Source organism: Alkalicoccus urumqiensis, from assembly GCF_002993335.1.
Taxonomy (GTDB): domain Bacteria; phylum Bacillota; class Bacilli; order Bacillales; family Salisediminibacteriaceae; genus Alkalicoccus; species Alkalicoccus urumqiensis.
In genome coordinates this window covers 227,734-241,018 of sequence record NZ_PVNS01000005.1, presented here as the reverse complement: position 1 = coordinate 241,018, position 13,285 = coordinate 227,734, and the positions used below count along the sequence as shown (strand labels likewise).

Here is a 13,285-nt window from a genome sequence, read left to right as displayed (position 1 = left end):
ACAGTGCGGAGGGGAAATGGTTCCGGTTTATTATACGAGCATTCATGGCATCACGCATGATCATTCGATGCTCAAAAAATAGGCTACGTCCGCACCCAAAGGGCGAGGCGTAGCCGAGCTTTTTTTAAAACAAAGCAGAACCACCGAATCCACCGCGGGCTGAGAACCGCCCGCCATGCACAAAAAAAGACCGGGACTGCTCCCGGCCTTTCAACATACTTATTCGGTTACCCACTCATCGATAAGATCCTGGTTGTCTTCGACCCAGTTTCTCGCGCCTTCGAGTGGATCTTCGGTGCTTTCTACTTCGTTGATCAGGCTGCCGATCTGCTCGTCGTTCATCTTCCAGTTTTTAAACCACTGGCTTACTTCCGGGTGGTCGTCCGCGAAGTCTTCGCGCGTGGCATGGTGGATCTTCTCCGTGCCGCCGTACACGTTCTGCGGATCCTCGAGGAACTTCAGGTCGAAGCTCGAGAACGCCCAGTGCGGACTCCAGAGCGGCACGACGATCGGCTCTTCGTTTTCCACCGCGCGGCGCACTTCGTCCATCATCGCAGGCTCCGAGCTCGGCTGCAGGATGAAGTCCAGATCGTAGTCGTCAATCAGCTCTTCGGTTACTTCCATCGTACCGGCACCCGGGTCAAAGCCGACGATTTCCCCGTCGAACAGATCCCGGTTCTCGTTCAAGTCCTCAATGCTGTTTATATCCTCCATGAATTCCGGCACGACGAGGCCGACTTTGGCCGAGTCAAACCACGTCTCTTCGGAGAAATGAACGGTATCCTCATACTGTTCGAGGTAGTTGGCATCCTGCACCGGCAGCCAGATCTCCAGGTTCGCATCGAGCTCGCCGCTCTCAAGCGCCTCCATCGTAAAGCCCATCTCCAGAAGGTTCAGCGTCACATCGTAGCCGCGGTCTTCGAGAATAACTTTCCACATATTCGTCACCGCAATATTCTCCGCCCAGTTAATCTGGGAAAATGTCAGCTCGTTGTCTCCGTCGCCGCCGTCGATCTCAGTGCCCGGCGCTTCATTTTCTGTTTCCGCTGCTGCTTCATTATCTGCATTTTCTTCAGTATTTCCGCACGCAGTCAGTGCTCCTGCTGCGAAAATGGACAGCATCACCCGTCGTTCTTTTCTGCTTCGTAACATCATAAATCCCACGCTTTCTACTGAATTTTAGTAAATAAAGTTAAATACGTTAAATATAAATTTAACAATATGTATAGAGTAAACTTATCTCTTCTCCGTTTCCAAGAAGAGATAAGGAATACGTTTCACACTACTTTTCCTTCGGCAGAAACTCGAAAATCTCACCGCTCCGGATACTCTGAACGAGGTCTGACAGCCAGCGGTAGTACGTTTTCGAATCCTCGAGCTGATCGTAATACTTCTTCGCATCAGCCACAATCTCCGGCGTACTGGCAGGATCCTTAATCGCATTGATTAAATCCTCCTGCGCCTCCTCGACTGCCTCCATGTTCATCTTCACTTCCCGCTCCCACATCTGGCAGTAAAACACCATAAACGAACGGAAGAAATTTTTCTCCGCGGCATACGTATGCTTCCTCGAACCGCGCGTGTACGTCTTTTTCACCATCTCGATCTCCTGCAGCTTCCGCACGCTCGTGCTCATGCTCGGCTTGCTCATCTCGAGTTCCTCGCGCATCTCGTCGAGCGTCATCTGGTCCTTAAAATACATCGTTGCATACAGATTCGCGGCAGCCGGAGTGACACCGTAGATATCCATTGTCTCTGCAATGGCGCCGATCACCTTATCTTTTGCCTGCTCGATCTTTTCTCTTGAGGCCTGTGAAGACTCTTCCATCCAGTCCCCTCCTTCACGACAAAGTAAAGCTTGTTAAATAATTATTTAATTTTGTTCACAAGCTTTATGTTACCGAATGAAACAGAAATGTCAATGGCATTGGCGGAATTCATGACATAGAAATGCAGATTCTACAGAATGTAAGCGGCTTTCTTTCGATCGAAAAGCCTGTAGGGACGTCGTTTTGACAGGGTGGGAGAGACGTGGTAGTATGTTAAAAAGATTAAATAAATATTTAATATAATGAATTGTAGGAGCGTGTTGCTGTTGATGAAACGAGTGAATCACTATATTAATGGAGCGTGGACGGATTCGCTGTCGGACGAGACGCGGGAGATCATTAATCCATACAATCAGGACGTGATCGCGGTCGCGCAGGAAGGCGGTGCGGCGGATGCAGAGGCGGCGATTCAGGCTGCGCGGAAGGCGTTTGACGCAGGCGGCTGGGCGAAAACGTCGTCGACAGAACGCGGAGCCATTGTGCGCCGGATCGCGGAGCTGATAGAGCGTGACCGGGAGGAGCTGGCGGAGCTGGAAACGCTCGATACCGGGAAAACGATGGAGGAGAGCCGCGGGGATATGGATGATATCGCCGGTGTGTTCCGCTACTATGCGGAGATTGCGGACAAGGACGGCGGGGAAGCGATTGCGTCGCCGATTCCGGATTCAGTGAGCCGCGTCGTCCGTGAGCCGGTCGGTGTGTGCGGGCAGATTACGCCGTGGAACTATCCGCTGCTGCAGGCGTCGTGGAAGCTCGCGCCGGCGCTCGTGACAGGAAATACGCTCGTGATGAAGCCGAGTGAAATTACGCCGCTTACGACGGTGAAAGTGTTCGAATTAATGGAGGAGGCGGGCGTGCCGGCAGGCGTTGCGAACCTCGTGCTCGGCCCGGGGCACTCGGTCGGTGCGGAGCTTTCGTCGAGTCTCGACGTGGACTTGATTTCGTTTACCGGCGGCATTGAAACCGGGAAGAAAATTATGCAGGCGGCAAGCGTCAACGTGAAGAAGCTGGCGCTGGAGCTCGGCGGGAAAAACCCGAACATCATTTTCGCGGACGCGGATTTTGATACGGCAGTCGACCAGGCGTTAAACGGCGTGTTTTTCCATGCCGGCCAGATCTGCTCGGCGGGGACGCGCCTTATCGTCGAGGAGTCGATCCACGATGCATTCGTGGAGGCGCTGAAACAGCGCGTCGAAGCCTTTACGATCGGCAGCGGCTTTGATGACAGCACGCAGATGGGGCCGCTCATTTCCGCAGAGCACCTGGAGAAGGTGGAGCGCTACGTGGAAAACGGGAAAAAAGAGGGCGCTGAGCTCGTCACCGGCGGTGCGAAACCTTCGGCGCCGGAGCTTGCAGACGGCTTTTTCTACCTGCCGACGATCTTTACCGGCTGCACGTCGGACATGCAGATCGTGCAGGAGGAAGCGTTCGGTCCGGTCATTACCGTGGAGACGTTCCGCACCGAAGAGGAAGCAGTGGCGATTTCGAACGACTCCATTTACGGCCTCGCCGGCGGCGTCTGGACGAAGGACACCGCCAAAGCCGAGAGCTGTGCAGCCGGCATGCGGATGGGCACCGTCTGGATCAACGAATTCAACGTCTACTTCCCGCACGCGCCGTGGGGCGGATTCAAACAGTCCGGCATCGGCCGCGAACTCGGCAGACCGGGACTCGACGAATATACCGAAACAAAGCACATCATGCAGAATATCAACCCCCAGCCGCTGCACTGGTTTTAACGCAGCAGGCGCCGCCGGTCCCCCTTCCGGCGGCGTTTTTAATTGTGGTGGAGTGCCGGTAGAGCGCTGCGGCTGAACCCGCCGCAGCCATCTGCCTGAAAGCGGCGGATGGGTTTGGCAGAGGGGCAGCGGGGGTCGCTGCCGGTGGATGGAGAAGTTGGAATTTGCCGGGTAGTTGTTGGAATTTACGCGGGGGAAGTGAGACTTTTGCGGCCGGAAGTGAGACTTTCAGGCCGGAGTGAGAATGGCCCCCTGAGTTGTAGGAGCCGGAGCCGGAGTTGTTAGACTCTAAGCCGCAGTTGTGAGACTAAACCCCACCGAAGTGAGACTCCGCCGGAAAAGCCGGCCTCAGTCCGGCACAACCGCTGCGGCCAAGGCCGCAGCAGCCATCTGCCTGAAAGCGGCGGACGGGTTTGGCAGAGGGGCAGCGTGGTTCGCTGCCGGGGGATGGGGAAGTGGGACTATTCTTTGCAGGAACGGGAATTTTCAGACCTTGTGGGAACGCACCCCTTCCTTATGGGAATGCCCCGCCAACTTATCGGACTCGGAACTCCCGTTATGGGACTCCGCACCTTCATTGTGGGACTCCACCGAGAAGAGAAAATAGCAGAAAAAGTATAGCAGAACGAAGAGATCATTTCCGTCATTCAGGAAATGATCTCTTTTGACTGCAGGCTTTTTCTTTTCCGGAGCTGCAAAAACCTTGTTGTTATGACTAAGTCAACATGAATCCGGGACCGTTCCTAGGTACATTTTCCTTTCTCTTTAAAAGCAAGTTGACAGACTATTTGAAACCGTGTACATTATACGAAAGCGCTTTCGTTTTTGATTAGGTGAAATACCACTTATTTTAGGTAAAGAGAAGGTTAAGCTCGCAGATCATCTTAAAACATGTACATAAAACCTTCTTTTTTCGCTGAAAACGAAAGCGCTTTAGATTATTCTGGGTATCAGGAAAGGGGAATGTTATGAGGAAGCGGACATTTTTAGGATTCGGCGCAATGTTTCTCGTGTCACAGGGAGTTGCAGGTGGCGTATCGGCGGAGGAAAGCAGCGAACCGAACTGGCAGCTGACGTTTGAGGATAACTTTGACGGTACGGAGCTTGATACCGACAAGTGGCGCATCGATATCGGCAACGGTTTCTTCGACGGCGATGAGTATGTCGAAGGCTGGGGAAACAATGAGAAGCAGTCGTACCAGGAGGACAACGTCAGGGTCGAGGACGGCAGGCTGATTCTTGAAGCGCGCGAGGAGCAGACGAGCGACGAGCACGGCGATTACGACTACACGTCCGGCAAAATTTTAACCGACGAAAAGTTCAGTCAGGCATACGGCCGCTTTGAAGCGAGCATGAAGCTGCCGGAGGGCCAGGGCTTCTGGCCGGCATTCTGGATGATGCCGCAGGATGATGTGTACGGCGGATGGGCCGCATCCGGCGAGATCGACATCATGGAAAACCGCGGCTCACACACTGATGAAGTCGGCGCCGCGATCCATTACGGCGATCTGTGGCCGAACAATACATACAGCGAACAGAGTTATGATTTCCCGGAAGGCCAGTCGACCACGGACTTCAATGAGTACGCCGTCGAGTGGGAGCCGGGCGAAATCCGCTGGTATGTCAACGATGAGCTGTACTCCACGAAAACGGAGTGGAGCACGAAATACGGCGAATATCCGGCCCCGTTTGACCAGGAATTCTACATGATTCTGAATCTGGCCATCGGCGGATGGTACGGCGGCGACCCGGATGAAACGACCGGTTTCCCGGCGCAGGTGGAAGTGGAGTATGTCCGCGCTTATGAAGACGCTGATGCGGAGCATCCTCCGCCGGGAGAGAAGATTGATCCGGAAGAGAGCGATGAGGAAGAGGACGAAGGCCCGGAACCGGTCGATGAAACGAAAAATTGGGAAGAGATCGGGGAGAACCTGATCGAGGACGGCACGTTTGATACGACCACCGAATTCGGGGATGAAAACGGCGGCTCCACGTGGAATGTTTTCAATCTTGCCGATCATGATCCGAACGGCGGGAAAGCAGATTTCGCCATTGTAGACGGGACGCTTCAGGCAGAGGTGAGTCAGTCCGGCTGGAACTGGTGGCAGATTCAATTGATGCAGGACGTGTCGGCTTCCGCCGGAACGTACAAGCTGGAGTTTGATGCGCGTTCAGATGAATCACGTACGATCCGGACAGAACTGACCGGCGCAGGCTACCGCCTTGTCGATGTCGATATCAGTGAAGAATGGGAGACACACGAAGTGCTGCTCCGAGCTGAAGAGCCGGGAGACTTCACGGTACTCTTCGGTCTCGGTAACGACAGCGACGACCCGGAACCTGCCGTGCCATATGATATTGAACTCGACAACGTCCGTCTTGTCGAAGTCGGTGAAGACGGAGAATCTTCCGCGCCGGCCGACCCGAACGAATCGGATAACTGGGTCGAATCAGGCGGGAACCTGATCGAGGACGGCACATTCGATGAAACAGCTGAATTCGGGGACGAGAACGGCGGTTTCACATGGAATGTGTTTAATATGGCTGATCATGATCCGAGCGGTGGTACGGCTGACTTCTCGGTCGTGGACGGTGAGCTGAAGGCGTCTGTGACGCAGGTCGGCTGGGAGTGGTTCCACATTCAGCTGATGCAGGACGTTGCTGCGGAAGCGGGCGTGTACAAGCTGGAGTTTGATATGCGTTCGGAGGAGGCGCGGAATGTGCGTGCGGAATTGACGGGCGCGGGTGCTGGTCTGAAGACGTTTGATGTGGACGAGGAGATGTCGACGTACTCGACGTACCTGAATGTCGAGAACCCGGGTGATTTCACGCTCATGTTCGGCCTCGGCCGTAATCAGAGTGACGTGGAGCCTGCGGTGCCGTACGACATGTTTATTGATAATATGCGCCTCGTTCCGGTTGTGGAAGGTGAGCCGGAGGAAGAGGCAGAGCAGCCGGAAGAGGAACAGGCGCCGGTGTTCACGCCGCCGGGGAACGGTGCTTCGTTCAGTGTCGATGAGGATGGAAACTGGAGTATTCACACACCGAATGGCAAGGAAGTAACGCCGGGCGGCGGCAAGCAGACACCACCGGGGCACGAGAAAGGGAAAGGTAAGGGTAACGGGAAAAATTAAATAAGGAATGTGGGTGGAACCGGAGAGGAGGCCGGTTCCATCTTTTTATTATGGGCCGGCCGATGTCTTTCGGCCGGCGGTTTCTTTTCGGTTTATCGCGCTGACGCGAACCGGCTTCGGTTTGACGCGGTAGGCCGATCCAATGACGCGCGGTGAGCTTGTTTTGACGCGGGCCCGATCTAATGACGCGATCGGTTCATCCATTGACGCGGCCGCTTCCCGATTTGACGCGGCGCGCACCGGAAATGATGCGAAACGCCGCGCAACTGACGCGGCGCGCCCGAGGAAAAACAAAATAACCGCTGCTCTGCAGCCATCTGCCTGTTCCGGAGCAGGTGAAGGGCCGGCCGGGATTTCCGGCCGGAAGTGGATGAATGGGTTGGCGGTTCGTGGCACGATCACTTTCTGTTTTGGCACGAAACCACTGGATTCCGGCACGCTGCGCGCCACTTTTGGCACGAAATTTCGGGAGTGGCACGAACCGCTCCGAAATTGGCACGAAAAGCCCGCATCGTGGCACGAAATCAAACATTCGTGGCACAAACCACGCCGCTCCCACCTGAAAAAACCGCACCCGCGTTCTAATCACCGATTATACGAATGAGGTCATACTGAAAAAACTTTTTATTTCGTTTCCGGTCATCGGAGAAAACGAGCTGCTGCTGCACCAGTTCCTGAAACGCCCTTCGTACCGTCGGCAGCGGCATACCTGCCGTTTCCGCAGCCTGCTTTATCGTGGAGACCGGATACATCATCATTACTTTCCATACTTGTTTAGCAGAGGGAGTATGAAGCTGGGTGAGGCCGTCCTGATACAACTGTTCGGCACGGTCGAGTTTGCCAGACTGCGCATCCGCCATCCGGGAAGCAGCATCCAGAAAAAAGTGGATCCAGGAATGCCAGTCCGGCGAAGATTTCCCGATGGCACGCACACCATTTAACAGCGCATAATAACGAAACCGCTCTTTTTCAAGCTCTTCACTTAGGAAAAAGGCAGGGGAAGCGATAACGTCTGTCCGCATTAAATAAAGAACTATCAGGATTCTTCCCAGGCGGCCATTCCCATCCAGAAAGGGGTGGATAGACTCAAACTGCGCATGAATCAGCGCAGATTTGATCAGCGGATGAAGCGGATCATCGCTTTCTTTTTTGTAAGGATGGCCATTAATATACTGCTCCAGATTCGACATGTATTCTCCCATCCGCTGAGGCTCCGGAGGTACGTACGAGGCATCCTTCTGATGCTTTGTCGGACCGATGAAATTTTGAATTCTGCGGTATTCCCCCTCTGCGCCGGTACTCCCCCGGGCCCCTTCCATAAGAATCGCGTGCATCTGTCTGATCAGCCTTTCGGATAAGGGATAGCCAGCCTGGACAGCTTCCATTCCAGCCTGCAGTGCCCGCCGGTAATTACGGACTTCAATGCGCTCCCAATCCTCCTGGTGGTCGATTTCATCCTCCAGCATTTCATGAAATGTTACCTGCGTACCTTCTATCCGCGTAGACTGTACGGACTCTTTTAACGTGAGAAGCTGAATAAACGACTCGCGGACGAGCGAGTAATGCATTTTCTGCCGGAGTCTCTCCAACTTTACCGCCGTATCCGCAGCCTTCTTATAAAAACCAAGTTCCTCTTCCGCAGAAAATGCGATCGGAAGCAGCGGAAGATCGTAAGGCGTTTTCATCGTCTCAACTCCTTTGTGATCATTTATTAAATAATTTTATCATATAAAATGATTTTAGTCTTTTTATGATAAAATTTATATAATTTTAAACGCCTTTTCTTTTTCAAGTTCTCACGCTGACGCGGTGCGGTTCCCGAGAAGAAAAACAAAATAACCGCTGCTCTGCAGCCATCTGCCTGCTCCGGAGCGGGTGAAGGGCCGGCCGGGATTTTCCGGCCGGAAGTGGATGAGTGTGTTGGCGGTTCGTGGCACGGTTGTCGTCTGTTTTGGCACGAAACCACTGGATTCCGGCACGCGGCGCGCCGCGTTTGGCACGAAATTTCGGGAAAGGCACGAACTGCTCCAAAATTGGCACGAAAAGCCCGCATCGTGGCACGAAATCAAACGTTCGTGGCACAAACCACCCCACCTCCACCTGAAAAAACCACTCCTGCATGCTAAAATAAACAAAGCACACTACGAGAGGAGCGCCGCACGCCATGAATTTGCCAAAACCCTACACTAAAAACGACATCCAGCAGGACATCACCGCCGGACTCACCGTCCTCGTCATGCTCGTCCCACAGGGCATGGCCTACGCGCTCCTCGCCGGACTGCCGCCCGTCATGGGACTCTACGCCGCTACCATCCCGCTCCTCATCTACGCCCTGCTCGGCACATCCCGGCATCTCGCCGTCGGCCCCGTCGCCATGGCGTCCATCCTGATATATACCGGCGTCTCCGCACTCGCCGAGCCTATGAGTGAAAGCTACATCACACTCGTCCTCATCCTCACACTCATGGTCGGCGTCCTGCAGCTCGCCCTCGGCCTCATCAACGCCGGCGCACTCATCAAATTTGTCTCCCAGAGCGTCATCAGCGGCTTCACCTCCGCCGTCGCCATCATCATCGGCATGAGCCAGCTCGGCAGCTTCTTCGGCATCAGCATGCCAAGCGAAAACCAGCTCATCCCGCTTTTCACTGCCTTTGTGCAAAACGTCGATGGCATTCACTGGCCGACCGCTCTCGTTGGATTGATCAGCCTTGTCCTTCTCGTCACCATACCGAAGTTCACGCGCCGGCTGCCGGTGCCGCTGCTCGTGACCGCGGGCACGATCGCTGCCGCGTCCTTCTGGAACCTCGACGCACAAGGCGTTGCCATCGTCGGAGACGTGCCGCAGGGATTTCCTGCCTTTCAGGTACCGGACGTGTCGTTTCCGGCCCTGCAGATCCTGCTGCCGACGGCGCTTACGATCGCGCTCATTGCCATGATGGAATCGCTCGCGATTACGAAAACGCTCGCCGGGCGCGACAGTCCGCCGTTAAACGTGAATAAAGAGCTGCGCGCCATCGGAAGCGCGAACGTCATCGGCTCGCTTTTCTCCGCATACGCCGTCACCGGAAGCTTTTCGCGGAGTGCCGTCAATCACCGGAACGGCGCCGTATCCCAGGTCTCCTCCATCGTTACGGCCGTCGGCGTCATCATCACGCTTCTCTTTTTTACACCGCTGTTCTACTACCTTCCGCAGACCGTGCTTGCGGCGATCATTCTCGCCGCCGTCGCCGGACTGATTAATTTCCGTGTGCTCCGGAAAACGTTCGCCGTCAAACCGTCCGACGGCGTCGTCTGGATCGTGACGTTCGTTTCCACACTGACGATCGGCATGCAGTGGGGCCTTCTCGTCGGGGTCGGCGTCTCGCTCTGTATTCTGTTGAACCGGATTTCGCATCCGCACATCGTCGAGCTCGGCTGGGATGCGAAAAACCGGCGCTACGTCGACGTGAACCGGTTCGATCATGCCGTGCGCGTGCCGCAGTTTATTCTGCTGCGGATTGACGCCAGGCTCCATTTTTCCAACGTCGAGTACGTCGAAAAGCAGATCGAATCACTCATTCACGAGAAGGATAAAGAAAGCAGCCGCTACCATATCGTCGTTGATATGGGCGGCGTGAACGACATCGATACGATGGGCATCACGTCCATGGAGCGGATGCTGCACCGCTACGATGACGGTGATCTAACGCTCCGCTTCGTCAACGTCAAAGGCCCCGTCGCCGACCTGATCGACAAGGCCGGCTGGAGTGAGCGCACCCGCCGGGCCGTCTTCACGATCTCGCTCGACTACTACGTCAAGCAGCATCAGCCGGAACAGGATTACATGATCTAGCCGGCGGTCAGAGCAGAGGTGGTCCGGTCTGTTCCAAACCTGGTCCGATATGGACTGGAACCTGGTCCGCCGGGCACGTTTCCTGGTCCGGCAGAGGCCGGTTGTTCCGATAGAAGCTGATTCTGTTCCGCTCCGGGGCGTTCCTGTTCCGCCGGAGGCCATTTTTGGTCCGATAAAGCTCAGAGTTGGTCCGCTTTTCTGGGGAAAGCTTTTCCAGGCGGAACAGTACGATTGACCGCGGGCTGATACCGCCCGCCATGATGAACAAAAAGGCTGCGGCCGGTACAATGACGTACCAGCCGCAGCCTGATTTTTGCGTTAAAACACGTCCTCAAACGCCCGCTGCGCGTTCTCCCCGCGGTGGCCGGGGGCGATCGTCACCGTGGAGAACCAGCTCCGGATCGTCTTCTGCGAAAGCACGTCGCTCATGGCCGCCGCTGCCTCCACTTCGGAAAAGCCGTTTTCCTCAAGGCCGAACGCGTCGAGTACAACGTGGTGGTGTCCGAGATTCGCTGCGAGCGCGAGCGTTTTCTCCAGGCGGTGCTTCAGTTCCTCAAGCCGTTCCTTTTCCGCGCCGGGTGCCGGAAGCACCGGCGCTGCCATCATGAGGGACACCGGGAACGACTCATATGCCGAGCGCGTCACCGGAACGTCCGGAAAATACAGCGCGTGCGGCGTATAGCGCCCGTCCCGGACCGGCCGGTTCACCTCGTCCACACCCGGATACCTCGACTTCAGCTGCGCAAGCGGCACCGCCGGGAGCAGCGCACGCTCCCCGTCTGACATCTCTTCCGAAAACGACAGCGGGTGCACGAACAGCACTGTCTCCTGCTCGGACATAATCTGCCGCCGCACCGCCTCCAGCGGCATATCTCTCGTCACTACCGGCGTCATCCACCTCGCCGCAAGCATCGGCCGTGGCTCACACACCGGCAGATAAAAACTCCGGCTGTTCATCAGCGCATACTCCATCGCCCATTTCTTCTCCGGTTTCACTTGTACAGGCACACTCATCTGCCTCATCCTTTCGTCTCCGAATCCATTCTGCCGGTGTAGACGAAGGTGCTTACAAAAAGATGCGCAAAACGACGTTTTATTTCCGGTACTGGAATGCAAATGAGATGCCGACGCCGTGATGATACTGGCAGCCGGGTGTCTCGTTCACGTTAATCGTGCTGCCTGTTCTCGTAAAGGTCACTGTGCAGTTATGTCGGTCCGGGCCGTACACTGCCGTCGTACCATTTTTCACAGCCGTTCCTTGTAAATAACCGACATGACTGTATGCAACATCAATGACAAAATCCATGGAGCGGCTCGTTTCATTCTGAATCGTGAGTCCGCCTCTTACTCCAGAAACGTTATGCACGCGGTAAAGTCCTTTTCCCCACACGTTCTGCACGGTTGTCGGCACGGTAAACACGTTCCCGTTGTGACGGATTTCCATCGTCTTCGTCGTGTTGTTCCAGTCCACCGACGCACCGAGGCTCTCGCTGATAAACCGTCCCGGGACGTACGTGCGGCTGTTCTGAATGAGCGGAGCCGTGTCGAGCTGGATCGTCTGACTGTTTTTCCGGGCGGTTTTCGAGCCGATTTTCAAATAAATCGTGTCTTTTCCGGACGTCGCCGTAATTGATTTGTCCGCGGCTTCGTAGTGCACGTCGGCATCGAGCGCCTCAAAAATACTGCGGAGAGGCAGCAGCGTACGCGAGTCGCGGATAATCCCTTCATCCAGCTGAACGGAAGCGGCGGCACCGGCAGGGAAGGCTGTTACGAGAAGCAGAGGGACGAGCAGCAGAAAAAGGAGTCGTTTCATCGTCATCACCCTTTCTCCATGGTCTCCTTATCATATCCTGCTTCCGCTTACCGGCCTATACACGAAGGCACGAACTTTTTTACGAGAACGTACAGGTTCTTCCGCCCAGCTTTCCCCTTAGTTTTTATGGTGCTGGATGTGCCGTAGGAAAAATAATTTATTCCGCTTCCACCCACTTCTCTCTGTACGCCTGGACTACGAGGTCCGTTCTGCTTTTATTTCCGGTTTTTCTTAACAGTCTGGTGAAATAGCCGCGGATAGTTTTGGGGGAATAGTACAGCTTATCCGCTATTTCCTGTGTGCCCAGTCCATCAGCCAGTAATAGAAGTACCTTCTTCTCTTTATCAGTGAGAAACGCTGGAACGTTTTCCTCCTGAAGCCGGAGAATTCGGATCGGACGGTTTAACTGTTTGGATTCCTGTATAAGCCGGGCCATTTCGTAGTGCATTTCCGGTTCGACAAGTATGTAATTTCTAAATAACGCTGCAAAACACTGCTGTTTATACTGAATGAATGTTTCCCAGCTGATCAGCCCGGCGATTTCTTTCATAAGAAGCGCGCTGCTCTGTTCGATCTGCTCCTTTGCAGGCAGGTACACAAAGCAGAATGCGGAATCCAGGCCGTCCTTATACAGAAGATACTGTTTCATCGGTGAATCGGTCTGCCACAATACCAGTCCTGGAGGATGATTGTACAATTCTGCTGGCTCGGCCAGCAGGTGCAGTTCGCAGGAGGTGGGGAGGGTGACAGAATCAAGCGTTTTCGTCCGGTCGTCTGCTATAAAATAAACGTGCTTCATAAAACATCCTCCTGATCAACGTCGTGTAAATGATTGGTTTCCATGCTCTTCATGGATACGTGCAGGTTTAGAACCTGCATAGAAACGTGCGGAGAGGAAAGTGCGGGGAAGCTGTGATTATCTGGAGGGGAAACTTCTT

Annotated in this window: 11 protein-coding genes; 3 read left to right on the top strand and 8 right to left on the bottom strand. The window is 54.7% G+C overall.

The genetic code is table 11. The annotated features are described in order from the left end of the window. Positions 1 to 219: 219 nt before the first annotated feature. Both C6I21_RS07290 and cudC read right to left on the bottom strand, forming a co-directional pair. Positions 220 to 1,122: a glycine betaine ABC transporter substrate-binding protein gene (locus C6I21_RS07290; protein ID WP_245411564.1), complete on the bottom strand. Its 903-nt coding sequence runs from the start codon at positions 1,120 to 1,122 to the stop codon at positions 220 to 222. Between the two features lie 160 nt (positions 1,123 to 1,282). Beyond that, entirely contained in the window at positions 1,283 to 1,828 is a 546-nt protein-coding gene (gene cudC, locus C6I21_RS07285) for a choline uptake/conversion transcriptional regulator CudC (RefSeq protein WP_105958780.1), read from the bottom strand. A 270-nt stretch (positions 1,829 to 2,098) separates the two neighbouring features. Here cudC and betB point away from each other — a divergent pair, with 270 nt between their 5' ends. Both betB and C6I21_RS07275 read left to right on the top strand, forming a co-directional pair. Beyond that, positions 2,099 to 3,568: a betaine-aldehyde dehydrogenase gene (gene betB, locus C6I21_RS07280; RefSeq protein ID WP_105958779.1), complete on the top strand. Its 1,470-nt coding sequence runs from the start codon at positions 2,099 to 2,101 to the stop codon at positions 3,566 to 3,568. Between the two features lie 968 nt (positions 3,569 to 4,536). Beyond that, on the top strand, positions 4,537 to 6,702 hold the full coding sequence (locus C6I21_RS07275; RefSeq protein ID WP_105958778.1) for a glycoside hydrolase family 16 protein: 2,166 nt from the start codon (positions 4,537 to 4,539) through the stop codon (positions 6,700 to 6,702). 48 nt (positions 6,703 to 6,750) lie between these two features. Here C6I21_RS07275 and C6I21_RS07270 read toward each other — a convergent pair whose 3' ends face one another. The 3 genes from C6I21_RS07270 to C6I21_RS16440 all read right to left on the bottom strand — a co-directional run bounded on the left by C6I21_RS07270 (position 6,751) and on the right by C6I21_RS16440 (position 8,702). Then, positions 6,751 to 7,161: a hypothetical protein gene (locus C6I21_RS07270; protein WP_181186149.1), complete on the bottom strand. Its 411-nt coding sequence runs from the start codon at positions 7,159 to 7,161 to the stop codon at positions 6,751 to 6,753. A gap of 122 nt (positions 7,162 to 7,283) precedes the next feature. Next, a complete protein-coding gene (locus C6I21_RS07265; protein WP_105958776.1) occupies positions 7,284 to 8,387 on the bottom strand; it encodes a Fic family protein in 1,104 nt (367 codons plus the stop codon). A 111-nt stretch (positions 8,388 to 8,498) separates the two neighbouring features. Beyond that, on the bottom strand, positions 8,499 to 8,702 hold the full coding sequence (locus tag C6I21_RS16440) for a hypothetical protein (RefSeq protein ID WP_181186148.1): 204 nt from the start codon (positions 8,700 to 8,702) through the stop codon (positions 8,499 to 8,501). Between the two features lie 164 nt (positions 8,703 to 8,866). Between C6I21_RS16440 and C6I21_RS07260 the strand changes: the two genes are divergently transcribed. Continuing rightward, entirely contained in the window at positions 8,867 to 10,534 is a 1,668-nt protein-coding gene (locus C6I21_RS07260; RefSeq protein WP_105958775.1) for a SulP family inorganic anion transporter, read from the top strand. Positions 10,535 to 10,852: 318 nt separating this feature from the next. Here the strand turns inward: C6I21_RS07260 and C6I21_RS07250 are convergent, their stop codons facing one another. From C6I21_RS07250 to C6I21_RS07240, 3 genes are all read right to left on the bottom strand, one after another. Continuing rightward, the gene (locus tag C6I21_RS07250; RefSeq protein WP_105958773.1) at positions 10,853 to 11,548 is read right to left on the bottom strand and encodes a hypothetical protein; all 696 of its coding nucleotides are present in this window, start codon (positions 11,546 to 11,548) and stop codon (positions 10,853 to 10,855) included. 79 nt (positions 11,549 to 11,627) lie between these two features. Further along, positions 11,628 to 12,353 (bottom strand): copper amine oxidase N-terminal domain-containing protein, encoded by a 726-nt coding sequence (locus tag C6I21_RS07245; RefSeq protein WP_210200635.1) that lies wholly within the window; start codon positions 12,351 to 12,353, stop codon positions 11,628 to 11,630. A gap of 151 nt (positions 12,354 to 12,504) precedes the next feature. Further along, positions 12,505 to 13,146 (bottom strand): response regulator transcription factor, encoded by a 642-nt coding sequence (locus tag C6I21_RS07240; RefSeq protein WP_105958772.1) that lies wholly within the window; start codon positions 13,144 to 13,146, stop codon positions 12,505 to 12,507. Positions 13,147 to 13,285 lie beyond the last annotated feature (139 nt).